This is a genomic window from Mesorhizobium sp. RCAM 06353 (assembly GCF_059683585.1).
This window is the reverse complement of sequence record NZ_CM185031.1, coordinates 3,562,742-3,578,973: the sequence shown is the minus strand read 5'-3', so window position 1 is coordinate 3,578,973 and position 16,232 is coordinate 3,562,742. Positions and strand designations below refer to the sequence as shown.

The following is a 16,232-nucleotide window of genomic DNA, read 5'->3' as shown; positions in this document are numbered from 1 at the left end:
GGTTCCGTCTATCGCAAAGGACGGGCCGGCCGGATTGTCGGGGCCTCCGGAACGCTGGTCCATCCATCGCTTCGTCATCCTGGGGCGGAGCAAGGAACGAAGCGACGCGGCGCAGACCCCAGGATCCATGCCGGGACTCGGAAGCGCTGCTACGGTGCAGAATTCTGCACCGCTGCACTCCACGGCTAAGGTCACGGAATGGATCCCAGGGTCTCCGCGACGGAGCTTCGCCCAGGGATGCCGACGCGATATGCTGCTTCCGAGAAACGATGAAGGCTCTAAGGCGCGCCCGGCCCACCAGGGCCGCCTGGTCCCCCCGGCCCCCCAGGTCCACCCGGCCCTCCAGGTCCGCCAGGCCCAGTCGGCCCGCCCGGTCCACCCGGCCCGCCGGGAGGCGGACCCGGCGGCATGCCGGGCCGGTTCGGTGACGGCCCGCCGGCACCTTGTCCACGCGACGCCGATACGATGCGGCCCTCTCGATCGAACCCGACCTCGAGGAACACCCGGACAGCAGCCGTCGATGTCACATCGCCGTTCTGATTGTCGACGGCGATGCCCAGACCCGATTCCAGCCGATGTCCGCGGCGCTGCAGAAACGTCTCGTAGAGAACATCAGCGACATGGGCCTGCGGCACCGGCGCCTCCGCTTCCAGATCCACGATCTTGTATCCGCCGGTGGCCTTGGTGAGGGTCAGTTCAACGCGCCGATTTGCCAGTGGCGACGATCCGTATCCGATCTTGAGTTGCCCAATAAACAACGCACCCGACCGCACCACCGCCAGGCCACGAACCAGATAGTGCGTTTCATCCGGCCTGGCCTCTACCAGGCTGGCAACGATTTTCCCGTCGGGCCGGCGAATACCATGGACGGCCACGATATCGCCCACCCCGACCGTCAATCCCTCCGCAAGCTGGCGGATGTCGACCTGCTGTCCCAGCACCCGCATCGAGCCCGTGGTTTTGCGCTCGACCGGCCCAATCACCTCGCTTGTGACATGTATGGCGGAGGTCATCACGCGATCGGCTTTTTGTGCCACCGCGACGCGGACGACATGCCCGACCTTCAGGCTGCTCGGGGTGACACGGACGCCGTCGATCCAGACCGGCACGTCAGGCTGATACTGAACCCGCACGCCATTGACGAAAATGCTGCCGAAACGCTGGATCGTTCCGACGATGCCGGTGCCGCCGATGCCTTGGTCGCCGTCGGTCCCCGCTGTCCAGCCGGTGCCGCCAATGCCCTGGTCTTTAGGCTGTTCGGTCGCCCGCGCAAGCAGGCTGAAAAACACCGCCGGCACGGCGGCTGCGAGCGTCAGGAAACCCCGTCTCGTCGGCCTGCCGCTCATGCCGTCTCTCCGCCGGCATCCCCAGTTTCAGACGTTTCTTCGGCAACGAGCGGCGTGCCGTCGGTGGTGAGGATATAGACCCCCCAGTTCCACCGGCTGGTGCCGCCCGGATCGCTTTGAATGGCCTGGTTTGCGTATTTGTTGAGGCGCAGCAGCGTTTCGACCGCGATCTCGCGGCTGTAGGCTTCGAGCGACCTGGCAAGCTCTTCCGACAGCCCGTCATAATGGACGGCGCGCTCGAGGAAGGGCGGAGCGTCGGCCAGGACGTTCTCGACCGAGGCGGCCGCATGGTCGCCGAGATTGCGGGCAAAATAGTAAAGCCGGACCTCGCCGTCGCCGCGCGGCACCATCGCCCCTTCCATCAGGACGATGCGATCCTTGCTGTCGATTTCGACCAGTTCCCGGTCGAGCCAGTCGTCCAGCACCGCGCGTGGCCTGAGATCGCGGGTCACCGATTCCACCAGGCCGGCAAAGGAGGGCTCTCCAGCCTCGTTCGTGCGCGCCAGCGGCAATGGCACGCCCTTGGCGTCGACGAACTGCGGATCGGCAAGCCAGCGCGCGACGATGGCGCTCGTCCGGGAAACGGAATCGGGCACAACCCGCACCGGAGCGCCCGCCCCTCTCAGCCGGCTGACTTCCTTCCTGTGGACGCCTGTCAGCAGGCTGACCCTGGAGTCGGTCTGCTGCTTGTCGGGCAAGGCGAATTCATGCTCGGCCACATTGACGTAGAGCTGGCGCAGCAGATCGACGAAGGCCGGAAAGGTCACCCCGCACTTGATGGCCAATCGCACCAGCGGGCGCAGAACCCGGTTCAACGCGTTCTGGACCCCTGCGGCATCCAGATATTGTCCCGATTTGCTCATCGTCGCCTTCACTTCTCAATCGCGAGATCGATCATCCATCCCTCGGAAATTCCTGCCGAAAATAGCTTGTGGGAAATGCTTCCACAAGGGCGCCAGCCAAAGAAGCGACATCGGCGGGCTTCTATCGCGTCAGTTCCGGTTCCCGCACCCCGACGGGGAAACGACGCTTCGACTTGGCCAAATCATCTGGTTCACGCCAGTTGACACGTGTGAAATTTTCCCACAACTATGATCCAGCAGATGTAACCACCAGACCATGCTCGTCAAGGAGAAGCCTTTTGAAGAAGCCTTATGTCAGACCAACCATCGTTCGGGCCGGGGGGATTTTCGAAGAAATGCCTGATGAAGTCACCGACGGCGCCGGCATATACGCCGGAAACGGCAAGCATATCGACCCGGTCATTTCCATAACCGCCGATATCGTCTCGTCCTACGTCTCGAACAACCCCATTCCCGCTGCCGAGCTTCCCGACTTCATCGGCAAAATCCATGCGTCAATCCGGAATATTTCCGATGGCGTTGCCGATGGCGGGCCCGACGAGATCAGATATGCCGTCCCCGTGAAAAAATCCGTCACGCCGGATTTCATCATCTGCCTGGAGGACGGCAAGCGTTTCAAATCGCTGAAGCGGCATATCGAGACGAATTACGGCCTGACGCCGGACCAGTATCGAAAGAAGTGGAACCTGCCGTCCAGCTACCCGATGGTGGCGCCAAACTATTCCGCCACCCGCTCGAAACTCGCCAAATCCATGGGGCTGGGCCGCAAGCAGAAATAGGTGGTTGAAAGCCGCGCGGCGCACCAACCTCACCAGAAGTCGATGAACGACCTTGCTATCGCCGCGGGACCGATCGCCTTCCGGCAGGTTATGCGAAATCCGGCCCGGCCCGTCGCATCGAGCACGTCATCGTCGATGTCGCGCAGGATGCGGCGCGCATTGCGCCATCCGATCCTGGCGAGCGCGGAGGCCAGATCCGCGCGCGCGGGATCGAACGGGCCCAGCTTGGCGGCCGCCTCCGCCGGCCGGTCGATGTCATTGCTCGCGGCGAGCGCATGCCGTGGGATGGTCACCGTGGCGCCGGCGTCGAAAGGCGGGGACAGGTCGAGAAAACGCGCAATCGAAGCGAGGCAAAGCGCCGGCGTCGAAACGAGCTGCTCATAGCTGACGAACTGCACCGGCGCGCCGGTGCGGCGCAGGGCTTCCATGGCAAAGTAGAACTGGTTCCAATAATCGGCAGGCGTGCGGAACCTGTAGGTCATCTTGGGCCGCGTGAAATCCTGCCTGATCTCGAAAGGCCCGTTCAGGAACGGTCCGAGATGTCTGGCCGGCCTGAAAAGGCTGTCGTTCCTGCTGAAACGGAACCATGACAGAAGCTGGGTAATGGGATCCTTGCTCATGACGATGATGGGCAAGTCGCCATATCCAAGGTCGCGCCCGTTCATCAGCGCCGGAAAGATCCCATGCTTCCAAAAGCCCTGGTCGAAGACGACAGGCACGCCAAGATGGGTTTCGACCAGGTGCTTGGCGAGATTCGTGCCGGACCTCGGCGTCCCCATGATGCGCACCCGGGCGGCATTGCCACCAGGCTGCCTCTGCGATCCGCCGGGATTTGAACGCGTCATCGCCTCCTCACAGTGCCAGGCTCCCCTGCTCCACCTCCTCGGCGTTGGGGTCGCCGGGGGCCGTGGCCCAGGCCAGTTCGACCAGCGTCACGGTGCGCTTTCCCGTGCCGTCGAGTTGGCAGACGATCAGGCCCTGCTCCTCGATATAGGTCAACAGGCGGCGGGCGCGGCGCAGCGAGTGCGAACCGTAAGCGCGCGCGATCGCTGCGTCGCTCGGGCACGGCCAGCCTTCCTTGGCCGCCCGCGCGATCATCATGAACACGCCCTGCATGTCGTCGGGCAGCAGCGACGCGCGGACGGAAACGTCCTGCCACGCGTCATCCTGCGTCTCGGAGCCAAGGCCGGCGCGGGCGCGCGTCAGCATGCGGCGGAACTCCGGCAGGTCCGGCACCACCGAGGCGAGACCCTCGATGCGGCAGCGCACGACGAATTCCTGGTAGAGCACGCCGATCACGCGAAAACCCGCGTCGGGCTGCGCAAGGATGGCACGCAGCACGCGGTCCACCCGCTCGCGCCGTTCCGCCAGATCCTCGGCGCTGATTTGCGGCTCCGCCGGTTCGGGGCGGATTTCCAGCGCAGCCGACTTCGCCGCCATCAGCTGGTCGAGCAGGTCCGGTGACGCCACCCGGCGCGGCGTGCGCGCCGTTTCGGGCGGCGGTGCCGCCAGGATGATCGCGCGGGCGTCCTCGAGGGCTGCCTCCGGCATCGCCATCAGCCGCGGCGTGCCGTTGCGTGGGCTGGTGTCGGTCGGGCCGATGCGCAGGCCGAGCGGACGGCGCGACAGCGCTGGTCCCAGCGCCATGAACTGCCCGCGCTCCAGGTCGCGAAACGCTTCCGCCTGGCGCCGCTCCATGCCGAGCAGATCGGCGGCGCGCGCCATGTCGATATCGAGGAAGGTGCGGCCCATGAGGAAATTGGAGGCTTCCGCCGCGACGTTCTTGGCGAGCTTGGCCAGCCGCTGCGTGGCGATGATGCCGGCAAGCCCCCGTTTGCGGCCACGGCACATCAGATTGGTCATGGCGCCAAGCGAAAGTTTTCGCGCTTCGTCGGAAACCTCTCCGGCCACCGCCGGCGCGAACAGCTGCGCCTCGTCGACCACCACCAGCATCGGGTACCAATGGTCGCGGGCAACTTCGAACAGGCCGCCAAGGAAGGCGGCAGCCCGCCGCATCTGGTTCTCGGCGTCGAGCCCTTCGAGGTTGAGCACGGTGGAGACGCGGTGGATGCGCGCCCGCTCGCCGGCCGCCTGCAGGCCGCGCTCGGTGTGCTCCTCGGCATCGATCACCAGATGGCCGTAGCGCTCGCCGAGCGAGACGAAGTCGCCTTCGGGATCGATGATGGTCTGCTGAACCCAGGGCGCGCTCTGCTCCAAGAGCCGGCGCAACAGATGCGACTTGCCGGAGCCCGAATTGCCCTGCACCAGAAGGCGGGTCGCCAGCAGTTCCTCGAGATCGAGGTTGGCTGGGGCGCCCGCCGTGGTGTGTCCCATCTCGATCGCAACGGTCATGTCTCGACTCAAAAAGGTCTCCTGCGCGGCTTGGGGCTTAGCAACCCAGGTGCTGCCCGTCGAGCGCCGATGGCCGACCATGGGGTGTTGCACACAGCTGTGAGGGACGGCGAAGGGTCCGTAAGGTGGTTGCCAGCCTGTGGATAGTAACCACCTGTTCACCATGGGCCAGCGTTCCGATTGAAGGCGCCCGGCATCCGCGTAGCCTGACCTTGCATCGCGCCCCAACGAGATGCACCCCAACGCCCCAAATGGCGGCCGGCGTCTTCAAGTTCCGTTTGTGTATGCGCCGGTCGTCTATTTGCCCCCCAACCGCCCCCGGTTTACGCGCCCTGCCGCGGCACCGGCGGCAAAGGCGGCGCTTCCAGCCCCTCGAAAGGGTCGCGCCAGGCGTCGATGGCTTCGAGCCGGCGATACCAGCTCGCGAGGACGGAATAATCCTCGAGCGGCAGGCCGGCGACTTCGTTGAAGGGCAGGAACGTCGCCATGCGGAAATCGGCATAGGAGACCCGATCTCCCACCAGCCATTGCCGGTTGCCAAGCGCTGCCTCCAGGATTGCCGCCGTCGAGTGAAACAGCTTCAGCCCTTCCTCGACGAGTTGATGATCGATTGGACCCAAGTGATAGCGCTGCTTGGTGCCGCGCTCGAAATGCACCATGTCGCAGGCCCGCGCAAAATTCTCCTTGCCCCAGCTCAGCCAGCGGATCATCTCGGGCTCGTCATCACCGGTGCGCCAGAAATCCGATCCGACGTCGCGCGACAGCCGGCAGGCTATGGCGTCCGCCTCCCAAAGACTGCCGCCCGGCCACGCCAGTATGGGGAGGGAAAGGTTGGGATTGAGCGGCCGGTACCGCTCCGCTTGCCCCGGCGCGAACGGTGACGCGAATTCGAAGGTCACCTCGGCCTTGAGATGACGCGCGACCGCGACCGCCAGGCGCGGATTGGGATTGCGGCTGAAATACAGTTTCATGTCGCCCGCAGCCAACATCGGCTCGATCTTGTCACGCATGAATGCCTCTCCTTGTCCTGGCCAACGTCGCAGACCTAGGACGGAGGTGGTTGGTGCAATCCGACATTTTTGTCTATTTCCCCCGAACCGGGGGCCAGGGTGCATCAAGGTGTTTTGGCTGCCAATCGAAACAGGACGGATGGCGCAAAGTTTGGGTTGACCGCCCCTGACAGCGAGGCGACACTTCACCTCGGACCAAGGCAGGAGGAATTGCGATGGACGAGCCCGAACGGTGGCGCCACATGTCGACGGCGCCCAAGGACGGCAGCCGGATCCTGGTCACGGTCCGTCCCTCCGAACAAGGACCGGCCGAAGTCGACCTCGCCTATTGGGCGCGCGGCGACCAGTTCGCCGGCGAAGGCTGGCGGGCGTCGGATTCCTCACCCGGCCGCGTCGTCGAATACGCCGACCCCGAGCTGAAATGCTGGATGCCCCTGCCCTCGGCCAACCTCAGCCGCGGCGGCTCGCTGCCGGCGCCCTGGGAGGGCGAGGATGCGCAGCAGCTGGATGGGTCCGGGATTTAGCGGGCGCGGACAGTGAAGCCGCCGATCTCCCCCTCGTGGGGGAGAGGTCCGGCAGGACAGAGGGGGGCGCCGTAGAGTGCTCACTTCAATCAAGAAGGCAGCCATGCCTCATACTCCATTGCCCCCTCAGAACCGATCAAACGCACGTTCCATGCGCAAAGTCATGACCGACGCGGAGTTAAAGCTCTGGAACGCACTTCGCGCGCATCGATTGATGGGTCTTGGCTTTCGCCGGCAACTCCCGATCGCCGGCTATCGTCGATTTTGCCTGCCCGCAGAAAAAGCTCATCGTGGAGCTTGATGGGTCGCAGCATGCGGATGCGGACCTTGCAGCCGCCGACGCATCGCGGACGAAGCGCCTGGAACAGGACGGTTGGGTCGTCCTTCGCTTCTGGAATGATGATGTCATCCGTGACATCGACAATGTCTGCCAACATATTGTCATCGCTGCGGGTTTGAACGGCACCGACTGATACGTCGGCGGGACAGCGCCCCCTTCTGTCCTGCCGGACATCTCCCCCACTTGGGGGGAGATTGGCAGCTTCGCCGCCCGCCCTCAGAACAAAAACGCCGCCGTAGCCGGGTTCGGGCCGTCGCGGCCGTCGGCCGAATCCATGCCGGCGATAGTCTCCAGGTCCTGCGCGTCGAGTTCGAAGTCGAAGACATCGAAATTGGCCGCGATACGGTCCTGGCGGACCGACTTCGGGATGACGATCAAGCCCTCCTGAAGGTGCCAGCGGATGATCGTCTGCGCGGCAGACTTGCCGTGCTTCCCAGCAATGCCGGCAATCGTCGGGTCGCTCAGCAGCCGGCCGCTGCCCAGCGGGCTCCAGCTTTCGGCGCGGATGCCGTAGCGGGCATGGAAATGCCTGAGGTCGCGCTGCTGGAAGCGGGGATGCAGTTCGATCTGGTTGACCACGGGGACCGCGCTGGTCTCGCCGATGATACGCTCCAGATGGTCCTGGTTGAAATTCGAGACACCGATCGACTTGATCCGCCCCGCCTGCTTCAGCTCGACAAGCGTCTTCCAGGCCTCGACATATTTGTCCTGGCTGGGCACCGGCCAATGGATCAGGAACAGGTCGATCTGCTCGACGCCGAGCTTTTTCATCGTGTCGTCGAAAGCGCGTAGCGCCGCATCGCGCTGGTGCGCGCCGTTGCGCAGCTTCGAGGTGATGAACAGCTCGCTTCTCGGCACATCGGAAGCGCGGATCGCCTCGCCGACCCCCTCCTCGTTCTGGTAGCCCTCGGCGGTGTCGATCAGCCGGTAGCCGGCCTTGATCGCCCAGCCGACCACATCGGCCGTGATGCCGTGATCGACCTGCCACACGCCAAGGCCAAGCTGCGGGATGGTGGCGCCGTCATTCAGCGTGATCTGTTCGGGCATGGTCGGGTCCTTTGTGAAGAGATGTCCGGGCGGTCGCCCAACGCAGCCTATCTAGGCACGACCTTGGGCGACGACCAGTCGCCGGCGGACAAATTCGCAAGGCTCGATCTGGCAACCCGTCAGGGAACCCGGCTCATTTCGGCCGGCGCACCGCCCGCACCACGCCGGTGGATGTGCTGCCGCAATAGAGGCGGTCGGCGCCATCGGATTCCAACCCGGAGATGCCGATACCAGCCGGCATGTCGAGCGTCTCCAGGAGCTTGCCGGTTTTCGGGTCGACGCGGCGCAGATCGCTCTCGTCGCCTTCCCAGGTGGCGTGCCACAGCTCGCCGTCCACCCAGGTCACTCCGGTGACGAAACGGCTGGATTCGATGCTGCGCAGGATCTTTCCGGTCTCGGGATCGATCTGGTGGATCTTGCGCTCGCGGTACTGCCCCACCCAAAGCGTGCCTTCGGCCCAGGTCAGCCCGGAGTCGCGGCCGCCGCCCGGCGCCGGAATCGTGGACAGCACCGCGCCGGTATCGGGATCGATCTTCTGGATACGATCATTGGCGAGCTGGAAGAAATGCCGGCCGTCAAAAGCGGTGCCGGCATGGGCGGCGACATCGATCGAGCGCAGCGTCTGCCCGCTTTCCGGGTCGAAGGCGTTCAGCCTGTCGCCTGAGGCGAACCAGACATTCTCGCCGTCGAAGCTCACCCCATGTATCCGCTCGATACCGGGAAAAGGTCCGTATTCGCGCAGGATTTCGGCCGGTGAATGTTTCATGTCTTGATCCTCGATTGTGGTCATCCACCCTTCCTAACTGCTTGGCAGCGGCGCCGGGAGTAACAAGGTGGTCGTGAATCCGGCCACCGGCGGCGTCATCCAGCGGCGCGCCCTGCCATGGCCGAAAGACTGCACCTTGCCGGCCTCGGCAAGCGGCTCGAGCGCCCGCTGCACGCTGCGCTGGCCGGTTGCGAGCGCCAGTGCCAGGGCCGAGCTCGACCAGGCTTCGCCGTCGGCGAGCAGCGCCAGCACCGCCGCGTGCCGCTCCTCGATCGGCCGCGCCAGCACCATCACCGCGCGCTCCTGGCGCGGCGCCAGCGTGAAGCCGCGCTTGGTGGCGCTGATATCGGCCAGCGCGCCAAGCTCGGCGCGCAGCCGGCCGATCTCGACGCGCAGCCGCGCGCGATGCGATTCATCCGCATGCTTGCCGCCAAAGGCCCGCGCCACCAGTTCCTCGCGCGACACATCGCCGGGCCACGCTTCGGCAAGCGCACGCGCCAGCGCAAACAGCACCGGCCGGCTGGCCAGCGAGACGGCTCCGTGCCCGGCGCGCACGGTGTAGCGAAACGCATCGACAACCAGCGCCGGCGATGCCTGGAGCGCCTCGACCTCTTCGAGCAGCAGCGGCCGCTCGGTGCCTTGCGTGATCAGCCGCGCCGCCGGTGTTTCCAATGCCAGCGATGCGCTGTCGACCTCCGCCATGAGGCCGGGAATGCCAGCCTGGCGAGCGGCGTGGCGCGCCCATTCCAGCGCCGCGCGCGCCGGCCTGGTCCGCAGCCGCCGCATGGCGATGCCGGCGACGGCAAGCTCATGCGCGGCCCGCGCGGCCGGCGGCAGCGGCGTCGGGTCGAGCCCGGCCAGCACATGCTCGGCCTCGTCGAGCCGGCCGATCAACAGCAGGCGCCGCACCTTGAGATGGCCGGCATGCGCCGCATTCAGCCGGTCGCCATGCTTTTCCAGCGTCGTGCGCGCCGCGTCGAGCGCCTTGGCCGGCCAGCCCAGATCACGCGAGACCAGCGCGATCTCGGCCTCGGCGACGACGCATCTTGCGCGCGCGACGGCCTCTTTCGGGCTGAACGCGCGGGCCGCCCGCCGCAAGAGCAGCTTGGCGCGATCGAAGTCGCCGAGCTGCGCCATAGCGATGCCGCGCAGCGCCAGCGCCGGCGCATCTTCGCGGAGCGCAACGCGGTCGAGCGCGCCGAGCGGATCGCCCGCCGCCAGCGCCAGCGCTGCCGCGGTGATCAGTGAATCCATTCAAATCCCGTCACACTTGTAACTCCCACCCCCACCGCATGCCGCCCTAACTTAGATCAACACCGCCGGCCGGCAAGCCGCGGTTGACGCCCAAACTAAGCATCTTAGTTATTTACATTAAGCATCTCACTAGAGGTAGCCGAAAATGCCTGCAACCGAAGATCTCGAACACACCGCACGGCCCCGCCACCCCTGCTGCGCCGGGCCGGAGGATTCAAATCCCGTCGCGGATGTAACTCACCCCACCCCGCTTCACCGCCCTAGCCTGGATCCCCAGGCAACAACAGACCGCACTGGCAAAGGAGAAGACCAATGACCAAGCACATGACGATGCAGACCCCACCGGTCGTTTCACAGCAGGAATGGCAGGCCGCGCACGCGCAGCTTCTCGTCAAGGAGAAGGCGACGCTGCGTGCCAAGGACGCGCTCGCCGCCGAACGCCGGCGCATGCCGTGGGTGGAAGTGGACAAGGCCTATGTGTTCGAAGGCCCCAACGGCAAGGCCAGCCTGCTCGATTTGTTCGAGGGCCGCCGCCAGCTGATCGTCTACCGCGCCTTCTTCGAGCCCGGCGTCTATGGCTGGCCCGATCACGCCTGCCGCGGCTGCTCGCTCGGCGCCGACCAGGTCGGCCACCTCGCCCATCTCAACGCCCGCAACACCACGCTTGCCTACGCTTCGCGCGCACCGCAGGCCGACATTGCGCGGCTGAAGACGCGGATGGGCTGGGACATACCCTGGTACACAATCACCGACAGCTTCGACAAGGATTTCGGCGTCGACGAATGGCATGGCCACAACGTCTTCATCCATGACGGCGACCGCGTCTTCCGCACCTATTTCATCAACAGCCGCGGCGACGAGGCGATGGGCACGGTCTGGAGCTATCTCGACGCCACGCCGCTCGGCCGCCAGGAGATCTGGGAGGATTCGCCCGAAGGCTATCCGCAGACGCCGCTCTACAGCTGGTGGAACTGGCACGACAATTACGAAGCCGGCGCCGACAAGAAATGGGCCGAGGTATCCGCCGCCGGCGAAGCCGCGTTCAGGGATAAGGGCGAGCAGTAAGGGCCTCCAGCTAGGGTTCCTCTCCCTCACGAAGTGGGAGGAACCCAAGTCCTGGTCTCGGCCCACCAAGTCCCGTCAAGGAAAAAACCATGAGCGATATCCATTCAGGCACCGGCAGCGCGACCCCAGAAAACACCGCCAGCCTCGGCATCGCCGACTGGCTTTGCCTTGCCGCCGCACCGACCTTCGCTCTGATGGCGCTGCTGTCCTGCCTTCAAGGCAGCAACGCCACGATGCTGTGTATGGGCACCTCACCGCTCACCGGCATGGCAGCCATGTATCTGCTGATGAGCGCCTTCCACCTGACGCCCTGGTTGCGGGTGATCTCCGGCCGGCAGGTCCGATAGATCCACCCCGCCCGCGGCCCCCGAACATCCCTACACGTCGGAGACAGACAATGAAGCTCGTCAGGCTGAGAGCGCCGGGTGGATTGGACAGGCTCGACCTGGTCGAGGAAGACCCGCCCCAGCCAGGGCCGGGTGACGTGATGGTCAGGATTCGCGCCTGCTCGCTAAACATGCGCGACGATTTCGCGGTGCAGGGCAAGACACCGCTGGCCGATGGCCGCGTGCCGCTGTCCGACGGCGCGGGTGACGTGATTGCCGTCGGCAGCGATGTCGATGCGTTCAAGCCCGGCGACAGCGTCGTCAGCACCTTCTATCCCTGGTGGCTGGACGGCGACATGACGCCCGCCACCAGGCGCGATGTGCCGGGCGACAGTTTTGACGGCGTGGCCAGTGAATATGTCTGCATGCCGGCGCAGGCCTTCACCAGGGCGCCTCGGGGCTACACCCATGTGGAAGCCGCAACGCTGACCTGCACCGGCGTCACCGCCTGGCGCGGCCTGGTTGTATGCGGCAAGGTGAAGCCCGGCGACACGGTGCTGGTCCTCGGCACCGGCAGCGTATCGCTGTTTGCGCTGCAATTCGCCAAGGCCGCTGGCGCCCGGGTCATCGCCACCTCGTCCGATGAGGAAAAGCTGGAGAGGCTCAGAGACCTCGGCGCCGACGCCGTCATCAACTACAAGGCCGTGCCGGAGTGGGGCCGCAAGGCCAGGGAGTTGACGGACGGACGCGGCGTCGATCACGTGATCGAGGTCGGCGGCCCCGCCACGCTGGCGCAATCGATAGCCGCCTGCCGCACAGGCGGCCACATCGCCCTGATCGGCGTGCTGACCGGCTTTGCGGCTGATGTCTCGATCCCGGCCGTGTTCTCGAACCAGATCCGCATCAGCGGCATTTCGATCGGCAGCCGGGCGGACCAGGAGGACATGATCCGCGCGATCGAGGTCAACGGGCTGAAGCCGGTCGTCGACCGCCGCTTCCCGCTGCGCGACATCGCCGCTGCCTTCACGCACTACGCAGCCCAGAAGCATTTCGGCAAGGTTTGCCTGGAACTTTGAGCCTTGCGGGCAGATGCACGCCTCAACGTGCCTTCATCCATCAACCGCTTGGACGGTCAGTGCCCGCATGACTTCGGCCTCGAAAGCGCCAGGCACACGCCCCGCCTCGGCCAGTTGCCTTGCATCCCAGTCACGCGCGATGCGGCCTTCGGCCAGGAGGACGGCGCGGTTGCACAGGCCAGGCACGGCCTCCACGACATGGGTGGAGATGATGACGGCATGGCGGCCACTCGAAGCCAGAGCCAGGATGATGCGCTTCACCTCGAAGGCGGCGAGCGGATCGAGGCCGTTCAGGGACTCATCGAGGATCAGCAGCGGCGGCGCACCGAGCAGAGCCGCGGCAATGGCGATCTTGGCCCGCGTGCCGAGGGAATATTCGGCGATCGGCCGCTCGATCCAGCGCTTCAGCCCGAGCCGTTCGGCGACATCGGCGCCAGGCCAGTCGTCTTCGGCGCAGCCACGGATCGAGGCGACGAGTTCAAAATATTGCCGCCCGGTCAGAGCCGCCGGCAGATCGGATGGATCCATGGCAAGACCGAAGCCGGACTTGGCGCGCTCCGGTGCGCCGGCAAGGTCGGCGCCGCCGATCGCCACGGTCCCCCCGAGCGGCCGGATCTGGCCGGTGATCGCCCTGAGCAAGGTGGACTTGCCCGAGCCGTTGGCGCCGAGCAGGCCAAGGATGTCGCCCCGGCCGAGCGACAGATCGATGCCACTGACGACCGCGCGGGGCCCATAGCCGGCGCTGAGTCCGCGAACCGCGAGGATCTCGGCAGGATTGGCGCTGCTATCCATGGCGATATCTCCGTTGCGCCCGATGCCACAGAAACAGGACAAGGGCTGCAAAGCCGATCAGTACCGTGCGCCCATATTCGAGCGATTCGTAGCTGGTGTAGGCGATGGCGCTGAGGAAGCTCAGCGCGGCGACGAACGGCGCGGTCATGAAATAGGCGGCGAACACCGCATAGGCGCCGTTCAGCGCCAGCAGCCAGAAGCCACTGGCGAGCGGCATCGCCCAGGCCGATGGCTCCGCCGCCAGCGCAGCGCTCGCCGGCATGAGAAAGAAGGCAAGCGACAATTGCAGGGGCAGCCGCGCAAGGCGCAGCCACGCCCTGACGAAACCTATTGGAGCCGTGCGCAGTACCGGCGAGCCGAGCGGATGGAACCGCGCGCTCAGCATGAAGACGAGAAGGCCGCCGGTCAGGCCGGCCATGGCCGCCGGCACGGCATCGTGATGAACGAGGCTGATCGCTGCGGAAAGGGCCGCGACGACACCGAGGAAGACGGCCGCGCCCACCAGTCGCCAGGACGGGCGCACATGGCCAGCCGGCAGGCCCCAGGCCCAGCTGGAGAGCCAGGCTGGTGCCGGACGATCGAAGGCAGCGAGCCAGGGCCGGCGCCCACTTGGATCCCTCGCCAGATCGGAATTGTTGATGCGGACGAGGTCGCGAGCGCTCCGCAGATGCAGCACGGCTGCCGCACAGAAGCCGGTGCCAAACAGCATCGCGGCGCCGAGACCCCAGACCGGCGCGAGTGGTTTTGCGATGACGAAACAGCCAAGGCCCACTGCCGCGGCGACAATGAAGGCAATGGGAACGCCCAGCATACACGCCGCCAACGCCGCCATGCGCCGGCGCTGCACGAGCGAGATCGGCAATGCCTTCAGGAACGGTGCAAAGGCGCGCAACATGCAAAGTCTCGCGATCGCGCTGCCAGCGAAACCACCAAGGCCGAGAAGTGCCGCCGGCAAGCCAAAGGTCCACAGCGCCTGCGCCTGCCGCAGCGTGGCGGATGCCGTCTGCAAAGCAAGAACGATGTCTGCGATGGCATAGGCAAGCAGAGCCCCGCCGCCGAGCCCAATCCAGGCAAGGTCGCGGCGGCGCATCGAGCGCAAGCCAGCCAAGAGCTCGCGCCAAAGCAAGGTCAGGACAAGCCTGTCGTGCCGCATTGTTCCATCATCGTGATCGCAGACCGGTTGGATATCGACATAGGTCGGCGACGATTGTGCCGCCAGTAGGGCCGTCGCGCCTCAACCTCCCACGGCGGGCTTGGCGTTGACATTCTTCAGCGCGGCCAGGAGATAGTCCTGCATGGTCGCCTGCAGGTTGGTCGTTGCACCGCGCACCGCCGCCATCGCGTCCTTCACCGCCGCTTCGTCAAAGGGTTTGGCTGTTTGTGCCGCCGCCAGATTGGCGCGCGCGGCACGCAGCTCGCGCAGTGCCTGGAAGGTGCGCGCGCGGTTGTCGCGCAGCACACCACGGAACTCCTTCCTCACCTCGGGCGGATAAGTGCTGGCAATCTCCGACAACAGCACGCGCGCCGCCGCGCCCTGGCGCAGCCCATGCACGGCATAACCGACCAGGAAGAAGTTGACGGCCAGCGACAGCGCAAGCAGCACCAGCGTCGCCGTCCATATCCAGGAACGCTTCAAAGCGAGCCCTCCTCTGCCGGATCATCCGCGACAACACCGCCGTCGGCCAATGACGATCCCGACGCCAGCGCCAGAAGCTCCGTATCGGACGGATCGTCCTGCAGCCGCGCCATCTGGTAGCCGGCCAGCGTCACCGCCACGACCACAGCAGCGGCGCATGCCGCGAACCCGGCTGGACTCAAAAGCAGGCGCGGCAGGAAGGACGGGCCAGCCGAGCCGGCTTCGATGCGAGCCAGCACCTTGCTAGCCAGTTCCTGGTCGTCGTCACCGGTCAGCGCCGCCTCGAGCACGAGGCGGTCGAGCGCGGCATCGGGATCGTCATTACGCTCCGCCGCCATCAAGGCCAGCGCCTGCTGGCGGAAGGGCGCCGGCCATGCCTCGACGGTGTCACCGAAGCGGCGCCTGTTTCGTTCAAATTCGTCCCGTGTCATGAGGACTTCCTTTCGCGGCCCACGGCCGCCATTGCCAAATGATCCCTGAGTGCGCGCCGTCCGCGCACCAGCAATTGCTCGGCCGAGCCGACGCTGCTGCCCATCACCTCCGCGATCGCCGCGATGTCGAGGTCGCCTACGGCCCTGAGCAGCACCGCCATGCGCTGCCGTTCCGGCAGGCGCGACAGCCCATCGCGAACGATCGCCAACTCCTGCCGCGCCGCGGTCGTCGCTTCGGCATCCGCCTCCGGTGACGCGACCTCATCCCTTATGTCGTCCAGCCCGATGAAACTGCGTAGCGCCCTGCGTCGACGCTGGTCGATGCAACGGTTGGCAGTGATCCGGTAGAGCCAGGTCGAAGCCCGCCCTCTGACCGGATCGAACCGCGCGGCCTGTTTCCAGACGGTCACGAACACCTCCTGCACCACATCCTCGGCGTCGCCGGCATTGCCGAGATAGCGCGCGGCAAATATCCGCAGCCCACGGCCATGGCGGGCGATAAGCTCGGACAGCGCGCTTTGGCTGCCCGCGGCGATGCGCGCCAGAAGCTCATCGTCGCCGCGGGGCTCATCATGTCGCACGGCGGCGGGCTTCCACGGACGAGACTGCTGGTTCGGCGAATCCG

General features: G+C 65.9%; 18 protein-coding genes and 1 pseudogene. 6 read left to right on the top strand and 13 right to left on the bottom strand.

Translation table 11 applies throughout. The features are described from left to right. Positions 1-278 precede the first annotated feature (278 nt). Entirely contained in the window at positions 279-1,346 is a 1,068-nt protein-coding gene (locus AC56QX_RS17270) for a DUF5666 domain-containing protein (protein ID WP_497117612.1), read from the bottom strand. Beyond that, entirely contained in the window at positions 1,343-2,209 is an 867-nt protein-coding gene (locus AC56QX_RS17265; protein WP_497117610.1) for a DUF6502 family protein, read from the bottom strand. The genes AC56QX_RS17270 and AC56QX_RS17265 overlap by 4 nt, the downstream gene beginning before the upstream one ends. Positions 2,210-2,544: 335 nt before the next feature. On the opposite strand from AC56QX_RS17265, the gene AC56QX_RS17260 reads away from it, so the two are divergent. Continuing rightward, positions 2,545-2,988, top strand: coding sequence for a Ros/MucR family transcriptional regulator (locus AC56QX_RS17260; protein WP_497117790.1), 444 nt, complete (start codon positions 2,545-2,547; stop codon positions 2,986-2,988). Positions 2,989-3,017: 29 nt separating this feature from the next. Here AC56QX_RS17260 and AC56QX_RS17255 read toward each other — a convergent pair whose 3' ends face one another. The 3 genes from AC56QX_RS17255 to AC56QX_RS17245 form a co-directional block, all read right to left on the bottom strand. Then, a complete protein-coding gene (locus tag AC56QX_RS17255; protein WP_497117609.1) occupies positions 3,018-3,833 on the bottom strand; it encodes a sulfotransferase family protein in 816 nt (271 codons plus the stop codon). A gap of 7 nt (positions 3,834-3,840) precedes the next feature. Further along, entirely contained in the window at positions 3,841-5,340 is a 1,500-nt protein-coding gene (locus AC56QX_RS17250; protein WP_497117607.1) for a helicase HerA domain-containing protein, read from the bottom strand. 323 nt (positions 5,341-5,663) lie between these two features. Then, on the bottom strand, positions 5,664-6,311 hold the full coding sequence (locus AC56QX_RS17245; RefSeq protein WP_497117788.1) for a glutathione S-transferase family protein: 648 nt from the start codon (positions 6,309-6,311) through the stop codon (positions 5,664-5,666). Between the two features lie 254 nt (positions 6,312-6,565). Between AC56QX_RS17245 and AC56QX_RS17240 the strand changes: the two genes are divergently transcribed. Together AC56QX_RS17240 and AC56QX_RS17235 are read left to right on the top strand one after the other, a co-directional pair. Then, positions 6,566-6,874: a hypothetical protein gene (locus AC56QX_RS17240; RefSeq protein WP_027046206.1), complete on the top strand. Its 309-nt coding sequence runs from the start codon at positions 6,566-6,568 to the stop codon at positions 6,872-6,874. A 103-nt stretch (positions 6,875-6,977) separates the two neighbouring features. Continuing rightward, positions 6,978-7,347: pseudogene (locus AC56QX_RS17235) on the top strand (endonuclease domain-containing protein). Between the two features lie 83 nt (positions 7,348-7,430). Here the strand turns inward: AC56QX_RS17235 and AC56QX_RS17230 are convergent. The 3 genes from AC56QX_RS17230 to AC56QX_RS17220 all read right to left on the bottom strand — a co-directional run bounded on the left by AC56QX_RS17230 (position 7,431) and on the right by AC56QX_RS17220 (position 10,281). Further along, complete coding sequence (locus AC56QX_RS17230) at positions 7,431-8,261, bottom strand: aldo/keto reductase (RefSeq protein ID WP_497117605.1); 831 nt, start codon at positions 8,259-8,261, stop codon at positions 7,431-7,433. 133 nt (positions 8,262-8,394) lie between these two features. Next, a complete protein-coding gene (locus AC56QX_RS17225) occupies positions 8,395-9,027 on the bottom strand; it encodes a Vgb family protein (protein ID WP_497117603.1) in 633 nt (210 codons plus the stop codon). Positions 9,028-9,060: 33 nt separating this feature from the next. After that, positions 9,061-10,281: a helix-turn-helix domain-containing protein gene (locus tag AC56QX_RS17220; protein ID WP_497117601.1), complete on the bottom strand. Its 1,221-nt coding sequence runs from the start codon at positions 10,279-10,281 to the stop codon at positions 9,061-9,063. A gap of 312 nt (positions 10,282-10,593) precedes the next feature. Between AC56QX_RS17220 and AC56QX_RS17215 the strand changes: the two genes are divergently transcribed. The 3 genes from AC56QX_RS17215 to AC56QX_RS17205 all read left to right on the top strand — a co-directional run bounded on the left by AC56QX_RS17215 (position 10,594) and on the right by AC56QX_RS17205 (position 12,748). After that, a complete protein-coding gene (locus tag AC56QX_RS17215; protein ID WP_497117600.1) occupies positions 10,594-11,346 on the top strand; it encodes a DUF899 domain-containing protein in 753 nt (250 codons plus the stop codon). An 89-nt stretch (positions 11,347-11,435) separates the two neighbouring features. Beyond that, a complete protein-coding gene (locus AC56QX_RS17210; RefSeq protein WP_497117599.1) occupies positions 11,436-11,693 on the top strand; it encodes a hypothetical protein in 258 nt (85 codons plus the stop codon). Between the two features lie 50 nt (positions 11,694-11,743). Then, positions 11,744-12,748 (top strand): zinc-dependent alcohol dehydrogenase family protein, encoded by a 1,005-nt coding sequence (locus AC56QX_RS17205; protein ID WP_497117597.1) that lies wholly within the window; start codon positions 11,744-11,746, stop codon positions 12,746-12,748. Between the two features lie 33 nt (positions 12,749-12,781). Here AC56QX_RS17205 and AC56QX_RS17200 read toward each other — a convergent pair whose 3' ends face one another. The 5 genes from AC56QX_RS17200 to AC56QX_RS17180 all read right to left on the bottom strand — a co-directional run bounded on the left by AC56QX_RS17200 (position 12,782) and on the right by AC56QX_RS17180 (position 16,188). Next, positions 12,782-13,540 (bottom strand): ATP-binding cassette domain-containing protein, encoded by a 759-nt coding sequence (locus AC56QX_RS17200; protein ID WP_497117595.1) that lies wholly within the window; start codon positions 13,538-13,540, stop codon positions 12,782-12,784. After that, positions 13,533-14,693: a hypothetical protein gene (locus AC56QX_RS17195; protein ID WP_497117594.1), complete on the bottom strand. Its 1,161-nt coding sequence runs from the start codon at positions 14,691-14,693 to the stop codon at positions 13,533-13,535. Before AC56QX_RS17195 ends, AC56QX_RS17200 begins: the two co-directional genes overlap by 8 nt. An 81-nt stretch (positions 14,694-14,774) precedes the next feature. Further along, positions 14,775-15,176, bottom strand: a complete 402-nt coding sequence (locus AC56QX_RS17190; RefSeq protein ID WP_140656616.1) for a periplasmic heavy metal sensor — start codon at positions 15,174-15,176, stop codon at positions 14,775-14,777. Then, positions 15,173-15,607 (bottom strand): hypothetical protein, encoded by a 435-nt coding sequence (locus tag AC56QX_RS17185; RefSeq protein ID WP_497117593.1) that lies wholly within the window; start codon positions 15,605-15,607, stop codon positions 15,173-15,175. The genes AC56QX_RS17190 and AC56QX_RS17185 overlap by 4 nt, the downstream gene beginning before the upstream one ends. Then, the gene (locus AC56QX_RS17180) at positions 15,604-16,188 is read right to left on the bottom strand and encodes an RNA polymerase sigma factor (RefSeq protein WP_497117592.1); all 585 of its coding nucleotides are present in this window, start codon (positions 16,186-16,188) and stop codon (positions 15,604-15,606) included. Before AC56QX_RS17180 ends, AC56QX_RS17185 begins: the two co-directional genes overlap by 4 nt. Positions 16,189-16,232: the final 44 nt, after the last annotated feature.

Excerpts from the sequence above, each read along its gene's own strand:
- AC56QX_RS17270 (WP_497117612.1), bottom strand. The coding sequence starts at position 1,346 with ATGAGCGGCAGGCCGACGAGACGGGGTTTCCTGACGCTCGCAGCCGCC.
- AC56QX_RS17265 (WP_497117610.1), bottom strand. The coding sequence starts at position 2,209 with ATGAGCAAATCGGGACAATATCTGGATGCCGCAGGGGTCCAGAACGCG.
- AC56QX_RS17260 (WP_497117790.1), top strand. The coding sequence starts at position 2,545 with ATGCCTGATGAAGTCACCGACGGCGCCGGCATATACGCCGGAAACGGC.
- AC56QX_RS17255 (WP_497117609.1), bottom strand. The coding sequence starts at position 3,833 with ATGACGCGTTCAAATCCCGGCGGATCGCAGAGGCAGCCTGGTGGCAAT.
- AC56QX_RS17250 (WP_497117607.1), bottom strand. The coding sequence starts at position 5,340 with ATGACCGTTGCGATCGAGATGGGACACACCACGGCGGGCGCCCCAGCC.
- AC56QX_RS17245 (WP_497117788.1), bottom strand. The coding sequence starts at position 6,311 with ATGAAACTGTATTTCAGCCGCAATCCCAATCCGCGCCTGGCGGTCGCG.
- AC56QX_RS17240 (WP_027046206.1), top strand. The coding sequence starts at position 6,566 with ATGGACGAGCCCGAACGGTGGCGCCACATGTCGACGGCGCCCAAGGAC.
- AC56QX_RS17230 (WP_497117605.1), bottom strand. The coding sequence starts at position 8,261 with ATGCCCGAACAGATCACGCTGAATGACGGCGCCACCATCCCGCAGCTT.
- AC56QX_RS17225 (WP_497117603.1), bottom strand. The coding sequence starts at position 9,027 with ATGAAACATTCACCGGCCGAAATCCTGCGCGAATACGGACCTTTTCCC.
- AC56QX_RS17220 (WP_497117601.1), bottom strand. The coding sequence starts at position 10,281 with ATGGATTCACTGATCACCGCGGCAGCGCTGGCGCTGGCGGCGGGCGAT.
- AC56QX_RS17215 (WP_497117600.1), top strand. The coding sequence starts at position 10,594 with ATGACCAAGCACATGACGATGCAGACCCCACCGGTCGTTTCACAGCAG.
- AC56QX_RS17210 (WP_497117599.1), top strand. The coding sequence starts at position 11,436 with ATGAGCGATATCCATTCAGGCACCGGCAGCGCGACCCCAGAAAACACC.
- AC56QX_RS17205 (WP_497117597.1), top strand. The coding sequence starts at position 11,744 with ATGAAGCTCGTCAGGCTGAGAGCGCCGGGTGGATTGGACAGGCTCGAC.
- AC56QX_RS17200 (WP_497117595.1), bottom strand. The coding sequence starts at position 13,540 with ATGGATAGCAGCGCCAATCCTGCCGAGATCCTCGCGGTTCGCGGACTC.
- AC56QX_RS17195 (WP_497117594.1), bottom strand. The coding sequence starts at position 14,693 with ATGCGGCACGACAGGCTTGTCCTGACCTTGCTTTGGCGCGAGCTCTTG.
- AC56QX_RS17185 (WP_497117593.1), bottom strand. The coding sequence starts at position 15,607 with ATGACACGGGACGAATTTGAACGAAACAGGCGCCGCTTCGGTGACACC.